At 56.9% G+C, this 25,993-nt stretch carries 20 protein-coding genes; 4 read left to right on the top strand and 16 right to left on the bottom strand.

The genetic code is table 11. The features are described 5' to 3' along the window. Positions 1 to 29: 29 nt before the first annotated feature. The 15 genes from murG to leuO form a co-directional block, all read right to left on the bottom strand. Entirely contained in the window at positions 30 to 1,094 is a 1,065-nt protein-coding gene (gene murG, locus AC2AXP_RS15985) for an undecaprenyldiphospho-muramoylpentapeptide beta-N-acetylglucosaminyltransferase (RefSeq protein ID WP_004955375.1), read from the bottom strand. Between the two features lie 3 nt (positions 1,095 to 1,097). Further along, entirely contained in the window at positions 1,098 to 2,300 is a 1,203-nt protein-coding gene (ftsW, locus tag AC2AXP_RS15990) for a cell division protein FtsW (RefSeq protein ID WP_004955376.1), read from the bottom strand. Next, entirely contained in the window at positions 2,297 to 3,616 is a 1,320-nt protein-coding gene (gene murD / locus AC2AXP_RS15995; protein ID WP_484381802.1) for a UDP-N-acetylmuramoyl-L-alanine--D-glutamate ligase, read from the bottom strand. Before murD ends, ftsW begins: the two co-directional genes overlap by 4 nt. Before the next feature lie 2 nt (positions 3,617 to 3,618). Continuing rightward, positions 3,619 to 4,701 carry a phospho-N-acetylmuramoyl-pentapeptide-transferase gene (mraY, locus tag AC2AXP_RS16000; RefSeq protein WP_004955379.1) on the bottom strand — a complete coding sequence of 361 codons (1,083 nt, stop codon included), beginning with the start codon at positions 4,699 to 4,701 and terminating at the stop codon, positions 3,619 to 3,621. Then, positions 4,695 to 6,056, bottom strand: a complete 1,362-nt coding sequence (murF, locus tag AC2AXP_RS16005; RefSeq protein ID WP_004955380.1) for a UDP-N-acetylmuramoyl-tripeptide--D-alanyl-D-alanine ligase — start codon at positions 6,054 to 6,056, stop codon at positions 4,695 to 4,697. The genes mraY and murF overlap by 7 nt, the downstream gene beginning before the upstream one ends. Further along, entirely contained in the window at positions 6,053 to 7,540 is a 1,488-nt protein-coding gene (gene murE / locus AC2AXP_RS16010; RefSeq protein ID WP_430299965.1) for a UDP-N-acetylmuramoyl-L-alanyl-D-glutamate--2,6-diaminopimelate ligase, read from the bottom strand. Before murE ends, murF begins: the two co-directional genes overlap by 4 nt. Beyond that, a complete protein-coding gene (locus AC2AXP_RS16015) occupies positions 7,527 to 9,290 on the bottom strand; it encodes a peptidoglycan glycosyltransferase FtsI (protein ID WP_088499869.1) in 1,764 nt (587 codons plus the stop codon). The genes murE and AC2AXP_RS16015 overlap by 14 nt, the downstream gene beginning before the upstream one ends. A 42-nt stretch (positions 9,291 to 9,332) precedes the next feature. After that, positions 9,333 to 9,653 carry a cell division protein FtsL gene (ftsL, locus tag AC2AXP_RS16020; RefSeq protein WP_004955384.1) on the bottom strand — a complete coding sequence of 107 codons (321 nt, stop codon included), beginning with the start codon at positions 9,651 to 9,653 and terminating at the stop codon, positions 9,333 to 9,335. Continuing rightward, the gene (rsmH, locus tag AC2AXP_RS16025) at positions 9,650 to 10,591 is read right to left on the bottom strand and encodes a 16S rRNA (cytosine(1402)-N(4))-methyltransferase RsmH (RefSeq protein ID WP_004955385.1); all 942 of its coding nucleotides are present in this window, start codon (positions 10,589 to 10,591) and stop codon (positions 9,650 to 9,652) included. Before rsmH ends, ftsL begins: the two co-directional genes overlap by 4 nt. Positions 10,592 to 10,593: 2 nt before the next feature. Further along, positions 10,594 to 11,052, bottom strand: a complete 459-nt coding sequence (gene mraZ, locus AC2AXP_RS16030; RefSeq protein ID WP_004955387.1) for a division/cell wall cluster transcriptional repressor MraZ — start codon at positions 11,050 to 11,052, stop codon at positions 10,594 to 10,596. Positions 11,053 to 11,805: 753 nt separating this feature from the next. Continuing rightward, positions 11,806 to 12,810 (bottom strand): catabolite repressor/activator, encoded by a 1,005-nt coding sequence (gene cra / locus AC2AXP_RS16035; RefSeq protein WP_198773277.1) that lies wholly within the window; start codon positions 12,808 to 12,810, stop codon positions 11,806 to 11,808. A 214-nt stretch (positions 12,811 to 13,024) separates the two neighbouring features. Continuing rightward, on the bottom strand, positions 13,025 to 13,516 hold the full coding sequence (gene ilvN, locus AC2AXP_RS16040) for an acetolactate synthase small subunit (protein WP_039991162.1): 492 nt from the start codon (positions 13,514 to 13,516) through the stop codon (positions 13,025 to 13,027). A 2-nt stretch (positions 13,517 to 13,518) separates the two neighbouring features. After that, entirely contained in the window at positions 13,519 to 15,237 is a 1,719-nt protein-coding gene (gene ilvI / locus AC2AXP_RS16045) for an acetolactate synthase 3 large subunit (protein WP_039991164.1), read from the bottom strand. 324 nt (positions 15,238 to 15,561) lie between these two features. Beyond that, the gene (locus tag AC2AXP_RS16050) at positions 15,562 to 17,361 is read right to left on the bottom strand and encodes an AMP-dependent synthetase/ligase (protein WP_273871118.1); all 1,800 of its coding nucleotides are present in this window, start codon (positions 17,359 to 17,361) and stop codon (positions 15,562 to 15,564) included. A gap of 453 nt (positions 17,362 to 17,814) precedes the next feature. Next, a complete protein-coding gene (gene leuO, locus AC2AXP_RS16055; RefSeq protein ID WP_004955401.1) occupies positions 17,815 to 18,762 on the bottom strand; it encodes a transcriptional regulator LeuO in 948 nt (315 codons plus the stop codon). A gap of 884 nt (positions 18,763 to 19,646) precedes the next feature. Between leuO and leuA the strand changes: the two genes are divergently transcribed. The 4 genes from leuA to leuD are packed head-to-tail and all read left to right on the top strand — an operon-like array spanning position 19,647 to position 24,331. Then, positions 19,647 to 21,221, top strand: coding sequence for a 2-isopropylmalate synthase (leuA, locus tag AC2AXP_RS16060; RefSeq protein WP_004955402.1), 1,575 nt, complete (start codon positions 19,647 to 19,649; stop codon positions 21,219 to 21,221). Between the two features lie 2 nt (positions 21,222 to 21,223). Then, positions 21,224 to 22,315, top strand: a complete 1,092-nt coding sequence (gene leuB / locus AC2AXP_RS16065; RefSeq protein ID WP_004955403.1) for a 3-isopropylmalate dehydrogenase — start codon at positions 21,224 to 21,226, stop codon at positions 22,313 to 22,315. Position 22,316: 1 nt separating this feature from the next. Next, entirely contained in the window at positions 22,317 to 23,717 is a 1,401-nt protein-coding gene (gene leuC, locus AC2AXP_RS16070) for a 3-isopropylmalate dehydratase large subunit (protein ID WP_198773275.1), read from the top strand. Positions 23,718 to 23,728: 11 nt separating this feature from the next. Beyond that, positions 23,729 to 24,331, top strand: coding sequence for a 3-isopropylmalate dehydratase small subunit (gene leuD, locus AC2AXP_RS16075; protein WP_484381803.1), 603 nt, complete (start codon positions 23,729 to 23,731; stop codon positions 24,329 to 24,331). A 61-nt stretch (positions 24,332 to 24,392) separates the two neighbouring features. Here leuD and AC2AXP_RS16080 read toward each other — a convergent pair whose 3' ends face one another. After that, positions 24,393 to 25,865: a DASS family sodium-coupled anion symporter gene (locus AC2AXP_RS16080; protein ID WP_198773274.1), complete on the bottom strand. Its 1,473-nt coding sequence runs from the start codon at positions 25,863 to 25,865 to the stop codon at positions 24,393 to 24,395. Positions 25,866 to 25,993: the final 128 nt, after the last annotated feature.

Below are 25,993 nucleotides of genomic sequence, written 5' to 3' on the forward strand. Positions count from 1 at the left end.
CAGGCCCGGCGAACCAGACCCTGCATGTTTTATTTGGCGACGCGAATCAGTTCCGCCGCGACGCGTTCGGTCGCATCGGGGATCGCCACCGCGCGCGCCTTGTCGGCCATCGCCAGTAACGTTGGACGATCCCAGCCGGCCAGCAGTTCGGCCACCGCATCGGCGTTGAACTGCGGCTGTTCAATGATTTTCGCGGCGCCGGCTTCTTCCAGCGGACGCGCGTTCCAATACTGCTGACGATCCTTGTGCTGGAACGGTACAAATATCGCCGGCAGGCCCGCCGCCGCAATTTCGCTGACGGTCAAGGCGCCGGAACGGCACACCACCACATCGGCCCAGGCGTAGGCGGCAGCCATATCATCGATAAACTCGGTCACCTTGTGCCCGGTCTGCCCTACCCTTTCATATTCACGCTGAACCGATGCCAACGCACCTTTGCCAACCTGATGCCAGAGCGTAATTCTATCGTCCAAACGCGCCGCGACTTCAGGAACTGTCTGATTCAGCACGCGGGCCCCCTGACTTCCGCCAATAACCAGCACGCGGATCGGCCCTTCTCGCCCGGCCAGACGTTCTGCCGGCAACGGCAGCGCCAATACGTCGGTACGCACCGGATTGCCCACCACGGCGGCATTCGGGAACGCGCCGGGAAACGCCTGCAATACCGTTTTGGCGATGCGCGCCAGCCAGCGGTTGGTTAACCCGGCAATGCCGTTCTGTTCATGCAGCACCACCGGCACGCCGCACTGCCAGGCGGCCAGGCCGCCAGGGCCGGACACGTAACCGCCCATGCCCAGCACCACATCCGGCTGGTAGCTGCGCATAATCGCCTTCGCCTGGCGCACCGCGCGCCAGATGCGCAGCGGCGCGCTCAACTGAGCCATTAATCCTTTGCCACGCAGGCCGGAGATGCGGATAAAATCAATCTCGATCCCGTGCTTTGGCACCAGATCGGCTTCCATTCGGTCTGCGGTTCCAAGCCAGCGTACCTGCCAGCCCTGCGCCATCAGATGATGCGCGACCGCCAGCCCCGGGAACACGTGTCCACCGGTACCGCCTGCCATCACCATTAAACGCTTAGCTTTCCCGCTCATCCCTTACCTCTTCACAAACGCCTGGGCTTTCGCCAGACGCGTTTCAAAATCAATACGCAACAACAGCACGATGGCCGTCGACATGATCAGCAGGCTGGAACCACCGTAACTGATCAGCGGCAGCGTCAGACCTTTGGTCGGCAACATACCCGCCGCGGCACCCACGTTAACCAGCGCCTGGAAGCTGAACCACACGCCGATCGAACAGGCCAGAAAGCCGGAGAAACGCTGGTCGAGCTCTAATGCCCGGCGGCCAATCGACATCGCGCGAAAAGCGACGAAGAATACCATTAACAGGGCAAAAACCACACCGATATAGCCCAGCTCTTCCCCAAGGATCGAGAAGATGAAATCGGTATGCGCTTCTGGTAAATACTCCAGCTTCTGCACCGAGTTCCCCAGGCCTTGCCCCCAGAATTCACCGCGACCAAACGCCATCAGCGATTGGGTCAGCTGGTAACCGCTGCCGAATGGATCCGCCCACGGGTTCCAGAACGACGTCACACGGCGCATACGATACGGTTCGGCAATGATCAGCAGCACCACGGCAAATACGCCGGAGCCGATGATCGCCAGGAACTGCCACATTTTGGCGCCGGCCAGGAACAGCATCGCCAGCGTAGTAATGAACAGCACCACCACAGTACCGAGGTCCGGCTGTGCCAGCAGCAGTACCGCCAACACCACCATCACGCCCATCGGTTTGCAAAAACCCCAGAAGTTGCTGCGCACTTCTTCTACCTTGCGCACCAGATAGCTGGCCAGGTAGCAGAACAGCGACAGTTTCGACAGCTCTGCCGGCTGAATACGCAACGGCCCAAGCGAAATCCAGCGCGATGCCCCGTTGACCGAGCTGCCGACCACCAACACGATCAGTAACAGTACGATTGACGCCAACAGCATCACGTTGCTGTAACGCTGCCATACCGCCATCGGGATACGCAGCGTGACCAGCGACAGACCGAACGCCAGCCCCAGATACAGCGCATCACGTTTGGCGAACAGGAACGGATCTTCCGCCAGACGCTGACCGATCGGCATCGAGGCCGAGGTCACCATGACAAAGCCGATAATCGCCAGGCCGAAGGTCAGCCACAGCAAGGTGCGGTCATACAGCACCATGGTAGCGGCATCGCTTTCACGCGATCCCATCACCCAGTCTTTCAGTCTGTCGGTCAAACCGAAGTTCGGCACCCGTAGTTTCATCCGCCAAGCTCCTGTGCCAGACGGGCAAACTCATTGCCACGTACTTCAAAATTACGGAACTGATCGAGGCTGGCGCAGGCCGGTGACAACAGCACCATATCGCCCGGCTGCACAACGGCAGCAATCGCCCGCATCGCCTGTTCCATGGTGTCGGTTTGCGTTGCCACATCCGGGCGCAGCTGCGCCAGTTGAGCACCGTCGCGACCGAAACAGTACAAACGAATATGGTCGCCCTGCAGATAACGCGTCAGCGGCGAGAAATCGGCGGATTTGCCGTCACCGCCCAGCAGCAGGTGCAGCGTGCCGTCCACTTGCAGGCCGTTCAGCGCCGCTTCGGTACTGCCGACGTTGGTCGCCTTGGAGTCGTTAATCCAGCAGACGCCGTTGTGGTCTAACACCCGTTGGAAGCGGTGCGCCAAGCCGGCATAGGTAGTCAATGCCGTCAGGCTGGAGGCTCGCGGGATATTCACCGCGTCGGCCAATGCCAGCGCCGCCAACGCGTTGGTGTAGTTGTGGCGGCCGCTCAGTTTCATTTCTCGGGTGTTCAGCACTTTTTCACCGTGCACACGCAGCCAGGTTTCACCCAGTTGGCGATTCAGGTGGTAATCGCCCACGTCCGCACCAAAGCTGATGCAACGCGGGTCGGCGCCGCGAACCGGCATGGTCAGCGCGTCATCGGCATTCACCACACACACCTTGGCGTTCTCGTAAATGCGCAGCTTGGCCGCCCGGTATTGCTGTAAACCGAAGGGATAGCGATCCATATGATCTTCGGTCACATTGAGAATCGTCGCCGCAGCGGCATGCAGGCTGTAGGTGGTTTCCAGTTGGAAACTCGACAACTCCAGCACGTACAGCTGATATTCCTGCCGCAGCAATTCCAGTACCGGCAGACCAATATTGCCACCCACGCCCACCGCCCAGCCGGCGGCCTTCGCCATTTCACCGACCAGCGTGGTAACGGTGCTTTTGCCGTTGGATCCGGTAATGGCAACGATCGGCGCCTGCGCTTCGCGACAGAACAGCTCCACATCACCGACGATGTCCACCCCGGCATCCGCTGCGGCACTCAACGCCGGTGACGCCAACGCCACGCCTGGGCTGGCGACGATCAGATCCGCTGCCAGCAGCCAGTCTTCCTGCAGATCGCCGAGGTGGCGTTCTACGCTTTCCGGCAACTGGTCCAACCCTGGCGGAGACATGCGGGTATCCATGACGCGCGGCGTCACGCCACGAGCCATAAAGAAATCAACACAGGACAGACCGGTCAGGCCCAACCCGATAATGACGACTTTTTTACCCTGATATTCCGCCATGATTAACGTACCTTCAGCGTTGCCAGGCCAATCAGCACCAGCATCAGCGAAATAATCCAGAAGCGCACGATCACCCGTGGTTCTGGCCAGCCTTTCAATTCATAGTGGTGGTGAATCGGCGCCATGCGGAAAATGCGTTGTCCACGCAGCTTGAACGACCCCACCTGCAAGATCACCGATAGCGTTTCAACCACGAACACGCCGCCCATAATCACCAGCAAAAATTCCTGACGCAGCAGTACTGCGATGGTACCCAGCGCGCCGCCCAGCGCCAGCGAGCCGACGTCGCCCATAAAGACCTGTGCCGGGTAGGTGTTGAACCACAGGAACCCCAGCCCGGCACCGACGATGGCCGTGCACACCACCACCAACTCACCGGCATGTCGCAGATATGGAATATGCAGGTAGTTGGCGAAGTTCATGTTACCGGTCGCCCAGGCCACCAGCGCAAAACCGGCGGCGACGAATACCGTCGGCATAATCGCCAGACCGTCCAGCCCGTCGGTCAGGTTGACCGCGTTGCTGGTGCCGACAATCACGAAATAGGCCAGCAGCACATACAGCAGCCCCAGTTGCGGCATCACGTCCTTAAAGAACGGCACAACCAGCTCGGTGGCTGGCGTGTCTTTTCCTACGGCATACATGGCAAATGCGACAATCAGTGCAATCACCGACTGCCAGAAGTATTTCCAGCGGGCAATCAGCCCTTTGGTGTCCTTGCGCACCACCTTGCGGTAATCGTCGACGAAACCGACGATGCCATAACCGACCAGCACAAACAGTACGCACCAGACGTACGGGTTGGACGGGTATGCCCACATCAGCACCGAAACGGTGATGGAGGTCAGGATCATGATGCCGCCCATAGTCGGCGTTCCGCGTTTGCTGAAGTGCGACTCAGGGCCGTCGTTACGCACCACCTGGCCAAAGGACATCTTCTGCAGATGTGCAATCAGTCGTGGCCCCATCCACAAGGAAATAAACAGCGCGGTCAGCAGGCTGACAATGGCTCGGAACGTCAGATACGAGAAGACGTTAAAGCCGGAATAATATTTGACCAAATGTTCGGCCAGCCAAACTAACATGGTGCTTTCTCCTGTAACGCGCGTACTACCTGCTCCATTGCGGCACTACGTGACCCTTTGATTAATACGGTAATTACCGTATGTTCCGTCAGTAATTCCGCCACGCGCGCGATCACTGCTGCCTTGTCTTGAAAATGTTCGCCCTGGCCCGATGCAGCGCTTAACAGCTGGCTCAGCGAGCCAACGGTCAATACTTTGTCGATACCCGCCAGACGGGCGGCTTCGCCCACCTGACGATGGCATTCTTCCGCTTCGTCGCCCAGTTCGGCCATATCACCGGCTACCAGCACGCGGTAACCCGGCATCTCTGCCAGCACCTGCGCGGCGGCGGTCATTGAACCGACGTTGGCGTTATAGCTATCGTCCAGCAACAGCTGGCCGGGTTTGAGCTGAATCGGGAATAAACGCCCCGGTACTGCCTGCAATTGGCCCAATCCGACGCGTACCGCCTCAAGCGAGGCGCCGACCGAGGTTGCCAGTGCCGCAGCCGCCAGCGCGTTCGCCACGTTGTGGCGGCCCGGCAACGGCAGTTCGATTGCCACCGCGCCAAACGGGCTGTGCAACGTAAACTGCGTCCCCTTGCCGTTCACGCTAATCTCGCTGGCGAAGAAATCCACGCCGTCGGTGGCCTGCGGCGAGAAGCGCCACACGGTTTTGCCCACCAGCTGCGTCTGCCAATGCGGCCAGTCATTGTTATCGGCGTTAATGATCGCCACGCCATCCGCCGGCAAACCGGCGAAAATTTCGCCCTTCGCCTGCGCCACACCGGCCAACGAACCGAAGCCTTCCAGATGCGCCGCCGCCAGGTTATTCACCAGCGCAGTCTGCGGACGCGTCAACGCGGTGGTATAGGCGATTTCACCGATATGGTTGGCGCCCAGTTCAATCACCGCAAAATCATGCTGTGGCTGTAAACGCAGCAGCGTCAGCGGCACGCCGATGTCATTGTTGAAATTGCCGGCGGTATACAGCACCTCGCCGCATTGGCGCAAAATGGCAGCGGTCATTTCCTTCACCGAGGTTTTGCCCGATGAACCGGTCAAGGCAACCACCCGAGCCGGCACCTGCTGTCGTACCCAGGCAGCCAGTTGCCCCAGCGCCAGGCGGGTGTCCTTGACCACCAGCTGCGGAGCCCCCAGCGGTAAGCGCTTGCTGACCAGTAATGCACCGGCACCGGCGGCCAGCGCATCGGCGGCAAAATCATGCGCGTCAAAACGTTCGCCTTTCAGCGCCACAAACAGGCAGCCAGGGGTAATCTGGCGGGTATCCGTCGTCACCTCATTGATTTGGCAATCGGCACCGATCAATTCAGCGCTCAATACATCGGCCAAGGCCTGAAGGGAGACAGAAATCATGCGATTACCCCCAGCAAACGTGCCACGGTGGTGCGATCGGAGTAATCCAGACGACGATTCCCCACCAGTTGGTAATCTTCATGGCCCTTGCCTGCTACCAGCACCACGTCCTGTTGTTTCGCCTGCATCACCGCGCTGGTGACCGCTTCGGCACGGCCATGAATGACCAGAGCACGCCCCGGATCCAGCAGGCCGGTCAGGATGTCGGCGATAATCGCCTGCGGTTCTTCGGTACGTGGATTGTCGTCCGTCACGACCACACGATCGGCGAACTGCTCGGCGATGCCGCCCATCAGCGGGCGTTTGCCCTTGTCGCGATCGCCGCCACAGCCAAACACGCACCACAGTTGCCCCTGGCAATGCAGGCGCGCCGCGGCCAGCGCTTTTTCCAGCGCATCCGGCGTGTGGGCATAATCCACCACTACCGTCGGCTTGCCCGGCGCAGTGAACACTTCCATACGGCCGCAGACCGGCTGCAACTGGCTGCCGGACTTCAGCAATGCCGCCAGCGGGTAACCCAGCGACAGCAAGGTCGCCAGCGCCAGCAACAGATTGCTGACGTTAAAGGCGCCCATCAAGCGGCTTTCGATTTCCCCGTCGCCCCAGCTTGAGCTGAAACGCACGGTCGCGCCGTTATCGTGATAATTGACGTCGGTGGCTTTCAGCCAACGACCACGGCAGCCCGGTTGCAGGTTGCCCTGCATGGTCACTGCCACCGCATCCGGCAACTGCGCCAGCCAGCGCTGCCCTACGTCATCATCGGCATTGATGATTGCCTGCCCCACTTCGTGTCCGGCGAACAGCGACCACTTGGCGGCTTCGTAGCTGGCCATGTCACCGTGATAATCGAGGTGATCGCGGCTCAGGTTAGTGAACACCGCCGCGGCAAACGGCAACGCCGCCACGCGGTTCTGCACCAGGCCGTGGGAAGAGACTTCCATCGCGGCAAAGGTCGCACCGTGCTCGGCCAAATCGTTGAGAACATGCTGCACATCAACCGCCGAACCGGTGGTGTTTTCGCTCGGACAAACCTGGCCCAGCAGGCCGTTACCGACGGTCCCCATCACCGCAGCGGTTTCCCCCAACAGCTGGCTCCATTGCGCCAACAGCTGGGTTGTGGTGGTTTTTCCGTTGGTGCCGGTCACGCCGACCAGGCGCAAACGTTCGGCCGGCTGATGATAAAAACGCCCGGCCAACGCAGACAGACGCTGATTGAGCTGGCTCAGGTAAATTACCGGTACGCCGTGCATTTCGCGGATTTCACCGTCGGTGGCCTCACCTTCGGCCTCGGCGATCACGGCGGCAACGCCCTGGGCGATGGCTTGCGGAATATAGCGGCGTCCATCTGTCTGATGGCCGACGACGGCGACAAACAGATCCCCGGCAGCCGCAATTCGGCTGTCTAATGTCATTTCCCGCAGCGCGCGCTCGGGTGCCGTCGGCACCCATGGAGCGAGTAATTCGCGCAAATTACGATCTGCCACCTGAACCCTCTTTTTTATTGATTACCAATTCGCTTTTATCCGCGGTGGGCAACGCGTCCGGCTCGACGTTCATGGTACGCAGTACGCCGCCCATAATGGCGCCAAACACCGGCGCAGAGATTGCGCCACCGTAGTACTTGCCACCCTGCGGGTCGTTGATGACCACCACCAGGGCAAAACGCGGGTTACTTGCCGGCGCAACGCCGGCGGTATAAGCGATGTATCGGTTGACGTATTTGCCGTCCGGGCCAACCTTCTTGGCGGTACCGGTTTTAATGGCGATCCGGTAGCCCTTGATGGCCGCCTTCACCCCACCGCCGCCCGGCAGGGCCACGCTTTCCATCATGTGCACCACGGTGCGAACCAACGGTTCAGGGAAAACGCGCTCACCGGCGACCGGCGGGTCAACCTTGGTAATCGACAGCGGACGATAGACGCCCATACTGCCGATCGTTGCATAGACTCGCGCCAACTGTAACGGTGTTACCATTAGCCCGTAGCCGAAAGAGAAGGTGGCCCTCTCTATGTCAGACCACCGTTGTTTTTTTGGGTATATGCCACTGCTTTCTCCGACCAGCCCCAAATTGGTCGCTTTTCCCAGTCCAAAACGCGAGTAAGTATCTACTAACGCCGAGGACGGCATCGCTAACGCCAGCTTTGAAACACCGACGTTACTCGACTTCTGCAAGATCCCGGTGACCGACAGTTCCGGATAACGCGCCACATCTTTGATTTCATGGCCGTTAATGCGGTAAGGCACGGTATTGAGCACGCTGTTTTCTCTTACTACGCCGTGCTGCAAGGCCGTCATGACCACCATCGGTTTTACGGTCGAACCAGGTTCAAAAATATCGGTAATGGCACGGTTACGCATGGTGTCCTTCGGCGTACCGGCCATATTGTTCGGGTTGTAGGACGGGCTGTTGGCCATCGCCAGCACTTCGCCGGTGTTGACGTCGATCAGCACCGCCGTACCGGACTCGGCCTTGTTGAACGCCACCGCGTTGTTGAGTTCGCGATACACCAGCGCCTGCAGGCGCTCGTCAACGCTCAACACCAGGTTGTGCGCCGCCTGGCTGTCAACCGAAGAGATATCCTCGATCACCCGCCCATAACGGTCTTTGCGCACCGTACGCTCGCCCGGCTGACCGGTCAGCCAGCGATCGAAGCTTTTTTCAACCCCTTCAATGCCCTGACCGTCAATGTTGGTGACGCCGATAATGTGCGACGTTACCTGACCGGCCGGATAGTAGCGGCGCGATTCCTGACGCAGATAGATGCCCGGCAGCTTCAGTTTGTGGATGTAATCGCCGATGGCCGGGTTGACCTGACGCGCCAGATACACAAAGCGCCCTTTCGGGTTGGCGTTGATGCGGCTGGACAGTTTGTCCAGCGGGATTTCCAACGCATCAGACAGCGCCTTCCAACGGCTGTCGAGCGTGATGCCGCCGCGTTCGTTCAGTTCCTTGGGGTCGGCCCAGATGGCATTGACCGGTACGCTGACCGCCAGCGGACGTCCAGCCCGGTCACTGATCATCCCACGGGCGGTCGGCACCTGCTGAACGCGCAAAGAGCGCATATCGCCCTCTTTGACCAGCCGATCGGGGTTAATCACCTGCAGATAGGCGACACGCAGCATCAACCCGACCAGCGCCAGCAAAATACAGCCGCACAGCAACGCAAAACGCCAGCTGACAAAGCTGGCTTGATCTTCCTGGCGTTTCAACTTACCGGGGCGTGCTGCTTTCATGCGTTCCCTTTTTGCTCCATGTTAGGCGGTCGGTTAAACCATTCATTGTTTAACGATGATATTTTCTTGCGCCGGATCCACATGCTGCAGTTGCAGTTTTTCCGTTGCGATACGTTCCACCCGGCTATGATCGCCCAGGGCGTTTTCTTCCAGAATCAGGTTGCGCCATTCGATATCCAGCGCATCTTTCTCTAGCACCAGTTGCTCGCGCTCGGCGGTCAGCAGTCGGGTGCGGTGCGCCGTGGTCACCACCAAAATGGCGGAGACCAGTACGGCGATCAGCAAAATCAGCGGGATCTTGGCGTTGCGCAGCAAATCGCCGCCAATCACCCCGACCAATCCATGACGCTCGTTGCCAATCACGCCGGCATCCTCTCGGCGATGCGCAGTACCGAACTGCGCGCACGTGGGTTTTCCGCCACTTCCGCTTCCGACGGCATCATTTTGCCCAGCGATTTCAGATTGCGACCGCCCAACTCACGCAGTTGCGCCTCGGTCAATGGCAGGCCGGCCGGCACCTGCGCGCCGCGGCTGTGGTGGCGCATAAAGCGTTTGACGATGCGATCTTCCAGCGAGTGGAAGCTGATGATCGACAGCCGCCCCTGCGGTGCCAGCACTTCCAGTGCGCCGTCCAGCGCACGTTCGATTTCTTCCAGTTCGCTGTTAATGTAGATGCGGATCGCCTGGAAGCTGCGGGTTGCCGGGTGCTTGTGCTTTTCACGGAAAGGACTGGCGTCGGCGATCAGATCGGCCAGCTCTTTGGTGCGCGTCATTGGCTCGGTCTTGTTACGTTCGACGATGGCACGCGCGATACGCTTGGCAAAACGTTCTTCGCCGAAGGTTTTCAGTACCCAGGCGATATCGTCTGCTTCAGCTTTCAGCAACCATTCGGCCGCTGACTGTCCGCGCGTGGGATCCATGCGCATATCCAGTGGCCCGTCGCGCATAAACGAGAAACCGCGTTCTGCGTCATCGAGCTGCGGGGAGGAAACGCCCAGATCGAGCAGTACGCCGTCGATTTTACCGACCAGTTCGCGTTCGCGCACATAATGTGACAAATCGGAAAATGGGCCGTGTACGATAGTAAAACGTGGATCTTCAATAGATTTGGCGGCTGCAATCGCCTGCGGATCGCGGTCAATTGCCAGCAAGCGTCCTTCCGGCCCCAGTTGGGACAGAATCAGACGAGAATGGCCACCGCGACCAAAAGTACCGTCGATATATATGCCGTTGCTGCGGATGTTGAGGCCATTAACCGCCTCATCCAACAGCACGGTGGTGTGTTTATAGTTTTCCAACATGCTTATAGCGACAAGTCCTGTAGCCGCTCAGACAACGGTTCCTGAGACGACTGTTCAGCGTCAATATCATCCTTGACTTGTTGATACCAGGTCTGTTCATCCCACAGCTCAAACTTGTTGAACTGCCCGACCAGCATCACTTCTTTAGTGAGCGCGGCGTGTTGACGTAGCGTACTGGCTATCAGCAACCGACCGGCGTTATCCATCTGACATTCACTGGCATGTCCCAACAGCAAGCGCTGAACGCGGCGCTCGGCGGGATTCATGCTCGACAGACGGGATAATTTTTGTTCAATGATTTCCCATTCAGGCAATGGATAAAGCAGCAGGCAGGGCTGATGGAGGTCAATGGTGCAAACCATTTGGCCTTGCGATTCTTCGATCAGCGTTTCCCGATATCGGGTAGGTACGGCCAGCCGGCCCTTGCTGTCGAGATTGACCATCGTCGCGCCACGGAACATCCCCGAGCTACCCCTTCATGACCTTTTTCACCACTTTACCCCACAAATTCCCACATAAAGGAGTTTACGGAGGGTATGAAAACCTTGTCAAGCCAGAGCGGCAGTGCTTTGGCAATATTTCTCTGGGTATTTTGGGAGCTGGCTCGCGAAAGGAACTGTTTTTATTCGACGATTAAAAATTAACATCATGATAAACGAGGAGAATTTTCATAACGGAAAGCGTGCGGTTAAAAACCTGACAATTTGGTTATTAATTGGCTCAATACTTTCTTCTGCAATCGAGGTCTCATTTTTCACTTCGGTAATCACAGCCCTGTAGCCCGCTCACCGCCGCAGCCGATAAGGCCTCGCCGGGAGTTTGCCCGCTGCGGTGCCAACCGCTGATGCCGGCGTTAATAACGCGCAGCCGCGGCAACGCCACAACGAGGGCGCTATATTACTTCAATTATTCGAGCAATACAGAGCGGGAGAAAAAAATAAATAGCTCGGATATTACGAGGTGGGTAAATTTCGATTTAAATCATTCGGCTAAGATTATTCCCAAAATAACCGATGACGAAGGGAGTTTCATTTTCTTACATGTTTATTCCTATCGATTTTTGCATTTTAATTCGGAAAAAACAGCCAAAAAATTCAACTCATTGTTTTATATAAATTTATTAAAAAATCCGATTTTGCGCCTTGGTCGCGACGCGCTGCCGCCCCCGTTAGCATTAAACAGGGATTCAACGCTCGAATCCCTGTCAGCCAATGCTATTTGCGGCTCAGACTGCCACGCCGAAACAGATTGCGACGGATACGCGTCAAACCCGGTTTCGGTTTGCGCGGTTCGTCCAGGCTGGCCAGCACCAGCTCCAGCACACGCTCGGCGACGTCGCGGTGCCGCTGCGCCACCGCCAGTACCGGGCATTCAAGGAAGTCCAACAGCTCGTTGTCACCAAAGGTGGCAATGGCCAGATCGGTCGGCAAACGGCCCTGTTGCTTGAGCGTCACATCCATCACGCCCTGCAACAACGAAAACGAGGTGGTGAATAATGCCTGCGGCATCGGGTTGGTTTTCAGCCAGTTGGCAAACAGCGTACCGGCGGCTTCACGCTCATAGCTGTTGGCATAGAGATAATCGACGTGCCGCTCGTCGTCCTGCCAGGCCTGTCTGAATCCCTGTTCACGCAGGAAACTGACCGACAGTTCGGGCAATGCGCCAAGATACAGCACCGATTTTGCCGGGAAGGTGCGCAATTCCTGCGCCAGGGCGAAGGCGTCTTCCTGATCGGCGCCGACCACGCTAATGAAATGTTCGCGATCCAAGGCGCGATCCAGCGCGATAATCGGCAGCGGATCGTTGGCCCAACGCTGATAGAACGGGTGCTCCGGCGGCAAGGCGGTGGAGACGATAATGGCGTCCACCTGACGCTGCAACAGATGTTCGATGCAGCGCATTTCGTTATCTGGCTGGTCTTCCGAACAGGCGATCAACAGTTGGTAACCACGCTGACGCGCCTGACGTTCGAGATAGTTGGCAATGCGGGTATAACTGGTGTTTTCCAGATCGGGAATCACCAGGCCGATAGAACGGGTCCGACCGGCACGCAGCCCGGCCGCGACGGCGTTCGGATGATAATTATGCTCCCTGACCACGGCCATCACTTTCTCGACGGTTTTATCGCTAACGCGATACTGCTTCGCCTTTCCATTGATGACATAACTGGCCGTGGTGCGCGAAACGCCTGCGAGACGCGCGATTTCATCCAGTTTCACGTTAACCCCTTACTGAAGCTGATATGTAGAGTGTGACGGCTGTCGGCGGATCTGGCTTCCCCTCGTCCGGCCCAGCGATCTAACAGCAGAAAACGCCATCGGGCAACCGCTTTTGCCGAAAGCGGTTGGTAATCAGACAATTTCTGCTGGAAATATTGACCAAAAACAAAGGGCGCGCCGTGCCGCCCTCCACATAATCAGCATGTTTTACCTTTCAGCGCATGATTTTGTCGCCGCGCGACACGCCAACCACGCCAGAACGCGCCACCTCAACGATTTCCGCCACTTCACGTACCGCGTTGATAAACGCATCAAGCTTGTCGCTGGTGCCGGCCAGTTGCACGGTATACAGCGTCGCCGTGACGTCAACGATCTGGCCACGGAAGATATCCGCGCAGCGTTTGACCTCTTCACGTCCGTAGCCGCTGGCTTGCAGTTTCACCAGCATGATTTCACGTTCAACATGTGCACCCTGCGCCAGCTCGCTGACGCGCAGCACGTCCACCAGCTTGTGCAGCTGCTTTTCGATCTGCTCGAGCACCTTTTCGTCACCGACGGTCTGAATGGTCATGCGCGAAAGGGTCGGATCGTCGGTTGGCGCCACCGTCAGACTTTCAATATTGTAGCCACGCTGCGAAAACAGCCCAACCACCCGCGACAGGGCGCCGGATTCGTTTTCCAGCAGTACAGATAAGATACGGCGCATGATCAGGTCCTCTCCGTTTTGCTTAACCACATTTCGTCCATGCTTCCACCGCGGATCTGCATTGGATACACATGTTCGGTTTCATCGACGGTCACATCGACAAACACCAGCCGGTTCTTTTCTGCCAACGCCTGCGCCAGCTTGCTTTCCAGCTCGTCCGGCGTGCGAATGGCAATACCGACATGGCCATAGGCTTCAGCCAGCTTGACGAAGTCGGGCAGAGACTCCATATAGGACTGAGAATGGCGGCCAGAGTAGATCATGTCCTGCCACTGCTTCACCATCCCCAGATAACGGTTATTGAGATTGACCACCACCACCGGCAGATTGTATTGCAGCGCGGTGGACAACTCCTGGATGTTCATTTGAATGCTGCCGTCGCCGGTGACGCACACCACGGTTTCATCGGGTAGCGCCAGCTTCACGCCCAGCGCCGCCGGCAGCCCAAAGCCCATGGTGCCGAGCCCGCCGGAGTTGATCCAGCGGCGTGGCTGGTCAAACGGATAATACAGCGCGGCGAACATTTGGTGCTGCCCGACGTCCGAGGTGACGTAGGCATCGCCTTTGGTCAGGCGGTGCAGGGTTTCGATTACCGCCTGCGGTTTGATGGTCGGACCGGTTTTGTCATAGCCCAGGCAATCGCGCGCGCGCCATTGTTCGATCGCTTGCCACCAGTCGCGCAACGCATCATGATCCTGCTGCTTTTCCCCTTGTCCCAGCAGTTCGAGCATCTGCGTCAGCACCTGTTTGGCGTCGCCGACAATCGGGATATCGGCATCCACCGTTTTCGAAATCGAGGTGGGATCGATATCGATGTGCAGCACCGTGGCATCCGGGCAGTACTTGGCCAGATTGTTGGTGGTGCGATCGTCAAATCGCACGCCAACAGCAAAAATGACATCGGAATGATGCATGGTTTTGTTGGCTTCATAGGTCCCGTGCATGCCCAGCATGCCTACGCTCTGACGATGCGTACCAGGGAATGCGCCCAACCCCATCAGCGTGCAGGTTACCGGCAGGTTGAGTTTTTCTGCCAGTTCTCGCAGTTCCTGATGGCAGGCGGCATTGATGGCGCCGCCGCCGACATACATCACCGGCTTTTTGGCTGCCAATACGGTTTGCAACGCCCGCTTTATTTGCCCACGATGCCCCTGCACCGTCGGATTGTAAGAGCGCATGCTGACGTCCTGCGGGTAAGCATAAGGCATTCTTACCGCCGGCCCGACAATGTCCTTCGGCAAGTCGATGACCACCGGGCCAGGGCGACCGCTGGCCGCCAGATAGAAGGCTTTTTTCAGAATGGAAGGGATGTCTTCGGTGCGTTTCACCAGAAAACTGTGCTTTACCACCGGACGGGAAATACCCACCATATCGCATTCCTGGAAGGCATCGTAGCCAATCAGCGAGCTAGGGACCTGGCCCGACAGTACCACCATCGGAATCGAATCCATATAGGCGGTAGCAATGCCGGTAATGGCATTGGTCGCACCGGGGCCGGATGTCACCAGCACCACCCCGACTTCGCCAGTGGCGCGCGCGTAGCCGTCGGCCATGTGCACCGCGCCCTGCTCGTGACGAACCAGCACGTGATCAATGCCGCCAACCGTGTGCAGGGCATCATAAATATCGAGCACCGCCCCGCCCGGGTAGCCGAATACATGTTTTACGCCCTGATCGATCAACGATCGGACGACCATCTCGGCTCCTGATAACATCTCCATGGGTTTGCCTCCAGGCTTGCTTATTCTTGTCTGGCACCGGAACGTGGCGCCTACAGTGGGGAATGCCCCAACGTTTTTTATGGTCTGTTTATAACCTCTTAACATAACGTCAGAGTATGAGGCAGGCAAACGGCAAAATGGCGCAATAATCGCACAGAAAGGGCAACAGGCTGGCGTCAGACGACGACTTAAAACAATGCACTAGCCAGTAGGCCGTTCGGCTAGGCATTGTTTTGGCAAGGACGGTAATTACGGAACTATATCGGGTGAATGGTGCGTCGATTTTTTCGGCAACATCCGTTCAAAAAAAGCCCAAAATAGCCGTTACTGGTACATGGCCTCAATTTCATGCTGATAACGCTGAAGAATGACTTTGCGGCGCAGCTTGAGCGTCGGCGTCAGCTCGCCCAGTTCCATCGAGAATGCCGCCGGCAGCAGGGTGAACTTTTTCACCTGTTCAAAGCGCGCCAGTTCGTTTTGCATCTCACGCAGACGCGCCTCGAACATCTCGATAATGTGGCCGTTGCGCAGCAGTTCCAGGCGATCGTGATACTTCAGGTTGATCGATTTGGCGTACAGTTCCAGCGACTCAAAACACGGCACAATCAGCGCGGAGACAAACTTGCGCGTATCGGCGACGATCGCCACCTGCTCAATGAAACGATCCTGTGCCAACCTGCCCTCCAGCATTTGCGGAGCGATATACTTGCCGCCAGAAGTTTTCATCAGGTCTTTCAGACGCTCGGTAATGAACAGGTTACCCTGGGGGTCCACCGTACCGGCGTCGCCGGTTTTCAACCAGCCGTCGGCGGTAAAGGCATCGGCGGTTTCCAGTGGCTTGTTGAAATAGCCACGCATGACGATTGGCCCACGAACCTGGATTTCGTTTTCTTCCGCGATACGCACCTCGAGCGTCGGCAACGGTTTGCCGATCGAGCCGAAACGGAAGTCCTGCTCTTCCCAGCACGATACGGTGGCGCAGGTTTCCGTCATGCCATAACCGTATTTAATGTTCACGCCCATCGCCTGGAAAAACAAAATCACGTTGTCATCCAGTTTGGCGCCTGCCGCCGGCAAAAAGCGCACCCGGCCGCCTAAAATGCCGCGCAGCTTGCTCAGTACCAGTTTGTCTGCCCAACGGTGCGCCAGCGCCAGCGTTTTACCTATCGGTCTGGCGGCACGTTCCTGCAAGAACTTTCGTTCGCCACAGCCGATCGCCCAATGGAACAGCTTTCTGCGCCACCACGGCGCACGCGCGACCTTTTCGTGAACCGCACTGTAGATCTTTTCATAAAAGCGCGGTACCGCACACATCACACTCGGCCGCACCGCCGCCATCGCGTCACGCACCCAATCGGTATTCGGCAAAAAGACGTTCTGCGCGCCGGAATGCATGATAAAGAAACTCCAAGCGCGCTCGAAAACGTGCGACAACGGCAGGAAGCTGAGTGAAACGTCGTCGGCATCGACGGTCAGGCGCTGGTCATGCAGATACAGCTGCGCCGCCATATTGCGGTAGTCGAGCATCACGCCCTTGGGCTCACCGGTGGTGCCGGAGGTGTAGATCAGGGTAAATAAATCCTGCAAATCCCGACCAGCAATGCGCTCCGTCAGGCAGGCGTGGTGCTGCTCAACGTCGGCTTCGCGCTCAATATGACTCAGATAGCGGGCAATATCGCAACCACGCAAATCGACGGCATCGTCAAATACCACAATATGCGCCAACCGTGGACAAACGCCGCGCAGCGCAAGCGCCGCATCCATTTGCGCCTGCTCGCCAACGAATAAAATGCGCACATCGGCATCATTGACGATAAATGCCGCCTGCGCTGGCGTGTGGGTAGCATACAGCGGCACGCTGATCGCCCGGAGATGCAAAATCGCCAGGTCGGCCAGCGACCATGCCATGCTGTTATTGGCGAAAATTGCCACGCGCTCCTGAACCTCGACGTTCATAGACAGCAGCGCGCTGGCAATATGATTGATATGCGTGCCAACCTGTTGCCAGCTCAGTTGGCTCTCTCCCGCAGGCGTCCATTGGCGGAAAGCCACGCAATCGGCACGTTGGGAAATCTGGTGCTGTATCCGGTTAACCTGGTGGTATTGTTGCAAGTCTTTGATCATAAAAGCTCGAGCCTGAAATAAATCAAAAAGTCAGCCTTTACCAGGGCCACAGCCCGGCATCTCAGCTTACAGGTGTTTATTTTTTTCGCGCAGTCTACCTACACTCTCGCCACGGGGAAAGGATTTTCAGCGTAGGACTGTGCGCCAAACACCGCCAGCATCGAGTGACGGACTCAGCACAGCCGCTTAACGGACAGGGAATTTACCGGCACGGTGCCAAAGCAAAAGCCAGCCAACGTAGCAGAATAAAACTCTGTGATACAAAAAATTAGTGGTGTTTAATATTAATAAAAAATTCGTTTCTCAACCAACATAAAAATATAAATTACTAACTACACATTAGATTATTAAATAAGAAAATACTGCCAGATAAATAAGTATTTTCTTATTTATAAAACACAAAAACCTATTAACCCGGAGCCGCTACCGGCTCCCGGAAGAATAAACGCTGACTTAACGCAACAGATCTACCTGACTCAATACAGATTTTATCCATTGATGCCCTTTGTCCCGCTCGGCAGATTCATGCCAGGTTAGGTAACAGGTGGCCTGGTTTTGCTCCGAGGGTAACGCCAGCACCCTGAGATTCAGCGCGTCGGCATATTGCTCGGCGAACCAGCGCGGCACCATTGCTACCCTATCCGTATGCGACACAATATGCAGCGCGCTATAAAGATCGGTGCATTGCTGCATCACCGTGCGCAACATGATTTCCTGCAGATAGTAAGGCTTGCTGAAAGAACAATAATTATCCAATGCCACCACGGCATGTTGTTCCGCCAATAGCTGCTCATGAGTGATGCTGTCGTGGATGCGCGGGTGCGTCTGCGACACCACCAGCACTAATGGATCGGAAAATAGCGGTTGGTTTTGAAACTCGTGATGGGTAAATGGGCTATAGCCGATGACGAATCCCACTTCCTGGAAACGTAACTGGTGCTCGATATAATCATTAAAGCAGCCACTGACCCGCAAGCGGATATGCGGTGCCATGCATTTTACATTGTTCAGCACTTTGGCCGTCAAACGCAAATCCAGCGGACTGCAAATGGCAATAGAAAATAGCCGATCGCTGGTCTGGCTGTCGAACCCGGTGCCAGGCAGCTCGTTTCTGACCAATTGCAGTGCCTGCCGTACCGGCCCGAACAGCTGCCGAGCCCGTAGGGTTGGTTGAATACCACGCCCAAAACGCACGAACAGTTCGTCATTGAACATGATTTTCAACCGGGCCACCGCATTGCTCACTGCCGGCTGCGACATGCCCAATACGTTTGCCGCACGCGTAATATTCTGCATTTGCATTACCGCATCAAATACGGTGAGTAAATTAAGATCAACACCACGTAAGTGAATATCTGCATGGTCCTTTTCTAAGACATTTCCTGAATTATATTCAGACATATCTAACCCCACTCCGTCCTATGTCATTAATATCACCTATGCACGGAACAGTGCGAATTATCGCCGTCACACTGTTGTATGTTCATTAAGCGAAATGCGTTATCGCGACTACTACCTGGCTGGCATGACAATCGAGCGCGATCCGATGGGATATCGCCTCCAGACGCGTTTACACCGACTGAAAATCGCGCATTTATTGGACGGTTAACAGCAAAGTGATAAACATCATCCGCAGGCAATCTTCAGCCCGCATCGCTGCACGGTGAATAAAATCATGATATAGACAGCCAACAATACATACAGATGCGCCGCCAATAAAGCAAAGCATTGCATTATTGTTAACAGAATATAAAAGTAGAATTAATTTATATGCACCTATCAAAAACCATTAATTGCAAAGAATAATTAGAGCAGTGCCAATCATCCTTGGCTGCAACCAATTTGCTTGTCATGTCAGGTCGCAATTTTAACCCAGCGAGATGGATAAGCAACGCGTTATCACTTTATTCAGCTGATTTATGCCAAGCGGCTCGCAATTCCGAATTTTTCGTTTAACTGAAACTGCCGTTTTTTACAGAACTATCTTCTGTTCGATGTTCTCTGTCGATAATCGCGAGACCGATTCGCACCATTTTCAATCAGCAGTTGACATCGGCTGGCCAATAACGTATCAAATTAAACAACGCACACATTTAGAGACGTTGAATCACATGATCCGAATTACTCAACTACTAGGCCTACTACTTAACGCATCTTCTTTGCGCGGTATGCCAGTGGGCAGAGTTCGGGGCTGATTCAGCCACTCACCCATAAGAAACCCGCGCTACTGCGCGGGTTTTTTTTTGCCCGCTTAGCGTGAAACAGACACGATAAGGAACAATCAGATGAGCCAACAAGTCATTATTTTCGATACCACGCTGCGTGATGGCGAACAGGCGCTGCAAGCCAGTCTGAGCGTAAAAGAAAAGATCCAGATCGCCATGGCGCTGGAACGCATGGGCGTTGACGTAATGGAAGTCGGCTTCCCGGTCTCTTCGCCGGGTGATTTTGAATCGGTGCAAACCATCGCTCGTCAGATCAAAAACAGCCGGGTATGCGGTCTGGCTCGCTGCGTCGACAACGATATCGACGTCGCCGCCGAAGCGCTGCGCGTCGCCGACGCGTTCCGTATCCACGTGTTTCTGGCCACCTCGACGCTGCACATCGAATCAAAATTAAAACGTTCCTTCGACGAAGTGCTGGAAATGGCGGTACGCTCGGTGAAGCGCGCGCGCAACTATACCGATGATGTCGAGTTTTCCTGCGAGGATGCCGGCCGCACGCCGATCGACAACCTGTGTCGCGTGGTGGAAGCCGCGATCAACGCCGGCGCCACCACCATTAATATTCCAGATACCGTCGGCTACACCACGCCGAACCAGTTTGGCGGCATCATCACCACCCTGTACGACCGCGTGCCGAACATCGATAAGGCCATTATCTCGGTACACTGCCACGACGATCTGGGCATGGCGGTCGGCAACTCGATTGCCGCAGTTCAGGCTGGGGCACGTCAGGTCGAAGGCACCCTGAACGGCATTGGCGAACGCGCCGGCAACACCTCGCTGGAAGAGGTGATTATGGCGATCAAGGTGCGCCAGGACATCATGAATGTGCACACCAATATCAATCACCAGGAAATCTATCGTACCAGCCAGTTGGTCAGCCAGTTGTGCAATATGCCCATCCCGGCCAACAAGGCCATCGTCGGCTCCAACGCCTTCGCCCACTCCTCCGGCATCCATCAGGACGGCGTGCTGAAAAACCGCGAAAACTACGAAATCATGTCGCCGCAGACCATCGGCCTGAAGGACGTGCAGTTGAACCTGACCTCACGTTCCGGTCGCGCGGCAGTGAAGCACCGCATGGAAGAGATGGGTTACAAGGAGCAGGACTACAACCTGGATGACCTGTACAGCGCCTTCCTGAAGCTGGCAGACAAAAAGGGTCAGGTGTTCGACTACGATCTGGAAGCGCTGGCGTTCATTAACAAGCAGCAGGAAGAGCCGGAGCATTACAGCCTGGGCTACTTCAGCGTCCAGTCAGGCAGCAGCATTATGGCAACCGCATCGGTCAAACTGATCTGCGGCGGCGAAGAAAAAGCCGAAGCCGCGACCGGCAATGGCCCGGTTGATGCCGTTTATCAGGCCATCAACCGTATTACCGATTACCCGATCGAACTGGTGAAGTATCAACTGACCGCCAAGGGCCAGGGCCGAGATGCGCTGGGCCAGGTCGATATCGTGGTTTCCTATAACGGCCGCCGCTTCCATGGCGTCGGACTGGCAACAGACATTGTCGAATCCTCCGCCAAGGCGATGATTCACGTATTGAACAATATTTGGCGCTCCCAGCAGGTAGAAAAAGAAAAACAGCGTCTGCAACAAAATAAACATCAAAATAATCAGGAAACGGTGTGAACATGACGAAGAGCTACCACATTGCCATCTTGCCCGGAGATGGCATCGGCCCGGAAGTAATGGCCCAGGCACGCAAAGTGTTGGACGCGGTGCGCCAACGCTTTGATATTCGCATTAGCGCAGCGGAATATGACGTTGGCGGCATCGCCATCGATCGCCACGGCAGTCCGCTGCCGGCGGCAACCGTTGCCGGCTGCGAACAGGCGGATGCGATCCTGTTCGGTTCAGTAGGCGGGCCCAAATGGGAGCATCTGCCTGCGGCGGAACAACCCGAGCGCGGCGCGTTGCTGCCGCTGCGCAAGCATTTCAAGTTGTTCAGCAACCTGCGCCCTGCCCGTCTGTATCAGGGACTGGAGGATTTCTGCCCGCTGCGCGCGGATATCGCCGCCAACGGCTTTGACATCCTGTGCGTACGCGAGCTGACCGGCGGTATCTATTTCGGCCAGCCGAAAGGCCGCGAAGGCCAGGGCATGCAGGAACGTGCATTCGACACCGAGGTTTATCATCGCTTCGAGATCGAACGTATCGCACGCATCGCCTTTGAATCCGCCCGCAAGCGTCGCGGCAAGGTGACCTCTATCGATAAGGCCAACGTGTTGCAGAGCTCGATCCTGTGGCGCGAAGTGGTGAACGGCGTTGCCAAGGATTACCCGGACGTGTCGCTGTCGCACATGTACATCGACAACGCCACCATGCAGTTGATCAAGGATCCGTCGCAGTTCGACGTACTGCTGTGCTCCAACCTGTTCGGCGACATTCTGTCTGACGAGTGCGCGATGATTACCGGCTCGATGGGCATGCTGCCTTCTGCCAGCCTGAACGAGGACGGTTTCGGCCTGTATGAGCCGGCAGGCGGTTCTGCGCCGGACATCGCCGGTAAGGGCATTGCCAACCCGATCGCCCAGATCCTGTCCGCCACCCTGATGCTGCGTTACAGCCTGGGAGCCGACGAGGCCGCCGACGCGATCGAACGTGCCATCAACCAGGCGTTGGAACAGGGGTACCGCACTGCCGATCTGGCCGGTGACGGCAAGGCAATCAGCACCGATGAAATGGGCGACATCATCGCTCGCTTTGTGGCACAGGGGGCTTAACATGGCCAAAACGTTATATCAAAAATTGTATGATGCCCACGTGGTGTACGAAGCGCCGAATGAAACACCGTTGCTGTACATCGATCGCCATCTGGTGCACGAAGTCACTTCTCCGCAGGCGTTTGACGGCCTGCGTGCCATGGGTCGCAAGGTTCGCCAACCGGGAAAAACCTTTGCCACCATGGATCACAACGTCTCCACCCAGACCAAAGACATCAATGCCAGCGGCGAAATGGCACGCATCCAGATGCAGGAACTGATCAAGAACTGCGCTGAGTTCGGCGTATCGCTGTATGACCTGAACCACCCGTTCCAGGGCATCGTACACGTGATCGGTCCGGAACAGGGTATGACACTGCCGGGCATGACCATCGTCTGCGGCGACTCGCACACCGCTACCCATGGCGCCTTTGGTTCGCTGGCGTTCGGTATCGGCACCTCCGAAGTGGAACACGTGCTGGCCACCCAGACCCTGAAGCAGGGCCGCGCCAAGACCATGAAAATCGAAGTGACCGGCGACGCTGCCGACGGCATCACCGCCAAGGACATCGTGCTGGCGGTGATTGGCAAGACCGGTAGCGCCGGCGGTACTGGCCACGTCGTGGAATTCTGCGGCAAGGCCATTGAAGCACTGAGCATGGAAGGCCGCATGACGCTGTGCAATATGGCGATCGAAATGGGCGCCAAAGCCGGCCTGGTGGCACCGGATGACGTTACCTTCGATTACCTGAAGGGCCGCCAGTTCGCCCCAACCGGCGACAACTGGCAGCAGGCAGTCGCCTACTGGCGTACGCTGAAGTCCGACGATGACGCCCGCTTTGACAGCGTGGTAACGCTGCGTGCGGAAGATATCGCGCCACAGGTAACCTGGGGTACCAACCCCGGCCAGGTGATCGCGGTCAATCAGGCGATCCCGGCGCCGGAGTCGTTCAGCGATCCGGTTGAACGCGCCTCAGCGGAAAAAGCCCTGGCCTATATGGATTTGAAGCCGGGTATCAAACTGACCGAAGTGCCGATCGACAAAGTATTTATCGGCTCTTGCACCAATTCGCGCATCGAAGACCTGCGTGCAGCGGCAGCCATTGCCAAAGGGCGTAAAGTGGCCAACGGCGTACAGGCGATCGTGGTGCCCGGTTCCGGGCCGGTCAAAGCTCAGGCGGAGGCGGAAGGCCTGGACAAGATCTTTATCGACGCCGGTTTTGAATGGCGCCTGCCAGGCTGTTCAATGTGTCTGGCGATGAACAACGACCGTCTGAATCCGGGCGAACGCTGCGCATCCACCAGCAACCGTAACTTCGAAGGGCGTCAGGGGCGTGGCGGACGCACCCATCTGGTCAGCCCGGCGATGGCAGCCGCAGCCGCCGTCAGCGGCCATTTCGCCGATATCCGTGAATTGCACTAAGGAGCACGACCGTGGCTAAATTTACTCAACATACGGGCATCGTCGTGCCTTTGGATGCCGCCAACGTCGATACCGACGCCATTATTCCAAAACAGTTTTTGCAAAAGGTGACGCGTACCGGCTTCGGCCAGCACCTGTTCAATGACTGGCGTTTCCTCGACGACGCCGGCCAGCAGCCGAACCCCGAATTCGTGCTGAACAAGCCGCGCTACCAGGGGGCCAGCATACTGCTGGCGCGTGAAAACTTCGGCTGTGGCTCTTCGCGCGAACACGCGCCCTGGGCACTGACCGATTACGGTTTCAAGGTGGTGATTGCGCCGAGCTTTGCCGACATTTTCTACGGTAACTCGTTCAACAACCAGCTGTTGCCGGTGACGCTTAGCGAGCAGGATGTCGATACCCTGTTCCGGCTGGTTGCTGACAACGAAGGCATCGAGTTTACCGTCGATCTGGAAAACCAGACGGTCAACGCCGGCGGGCGCAGCTACCCGTTTGACATCGACAGCTTCCGCCGCCACTGCATGATCAATGGCCTGGACAGCATCGGTCTGACGCTACAGCACGAAACGGATATCACGCATTACGAAGCGCAGCAGCCGGCATTTTTGAACTGATCGTCAGTCAATAGCTGCAATCATTGACGCCGCCGCCCGGCGGCGTCAACCATCGCGAGGATTACCAGAATCCCAGCCACTTCCACCATAAACTGCCAATTATCAGCCAGATCGCCAGGTTGACGACACTCATCACCAGACCGGTTTTCCACCATTCACCCAGCGTGACATAACCCGAACCGAAGATGATCGGCGCGGTGCCGGTTGCATAGTGGGTTAGCGACATCATCAGCGAAGAGGAAAACGCCAGGATCAGGCCAAGCAGTACCGGCGGCGCACCAAGAGCAATACCGGCGGCGAAGAAGGCGGCAAACATCGCGGTGACGTGCGCGGTGGTGCTGGCAAAGAAGTAATGGGAATAGAGATAAACCAGCGTCAGTAACAGCGTGCCTCCCACCCAGCTCATCCCCATATGGGCGATGGCGGCTCCTACACTCTGCGACAGCCAGGTAATCAACCCGAGCTTGCCCAGATAGGTCGCCATCATCACCAGCGCCGAGAACCACACCACGGTATCCCAGGCGCCCTTGTGTTTCAGTATGTCATCCCAGCTCAGCACCCCGCTGGCCAATAGCACCGCCAGACCAACCAGGGCCGCGGTGGTTGGGTTCACCGCCAGCGCCGGACCGAATATCATCGCCGGGATGCCGGCCCACAACACCAGCAACAGCGCGAACACCGCCAGAGTGATTTTCTCCGGCAGCGTTACCGGCCCCAGCTCGCGTAGCTTTTCCTGAGCAAAATGCGGTGCATTCGGCGTGCTTTTGATTTCCGGCGGATAGAGAAGATAAATAACCAACGGCATCACCAACAGTGAACAGACTCCCGGTACCAGCGCCGCCAGCGCCCACATGCCCCAGGTCAGTTCCACGCTGTCGTGGGTGCCTTTGGCTATCAGGCTGACCACCAGCGGGTTAGGGGCGGTGGCGGTGATAAACATCGCCGAGGTCACCGGATTGATGTTGTAATTTACCAATGCCAGATAGCGGCCAATTTTTCCCGCTGTGTTCAGTTCAGCTTTAGAGCCAAAGCTGTCGGCAATCGACTTCATGATCGGGTGGATGATCCCGCCACCGCGTGCGGTGTTGCTTGGCGTTACCGGCGCCAACGTGGTTTCCGCCATCGTCAGCGCATAGGCGATACCCAGCGTTCTTTTGCCAAACAGCGAGATAAAGTAATAACCGATGCGCCCACCGAGGCCGGTTTTGTTCAGGCTGAGGGAGATCATGATCGAAAAGCCGATCAGCCAGATCAGGGGGTTGGAAAATCCGCTCAGCGCATCACTCAACGCCGCCCCGGGCTGGCCAGGATGGGTAACTTCGGTGAGCGCCACCAGCGCAATGGCAATAACCGATACCGCGCCTATTGGCATCGCTTTGCCGATGATGGCAATAATAGTACCGATGAACAGCGCCAGCAGCTGCCAGGCATTGGGTTCAACGCCCTCGGGGGCCGGAATAACGAACCAGATAAGCAGCGCAGCGGCGACGGCAATCAACGTAGGAACGGGCTTGAGCGGTGTCAGTTTGTCCATAACATACCCACTTTTTCAACGGATCGGCATCTCAAACAAGATGGCTGGGCGCGCTGCAATCAACGCGCGGGAAGTCCGTTCAGCTTGGGGGTATGACGTAAGTTTCTCAATGACATACGTCAATGATA

The organism is Serratia sp. Sp408, assembly GCF_057180665.1.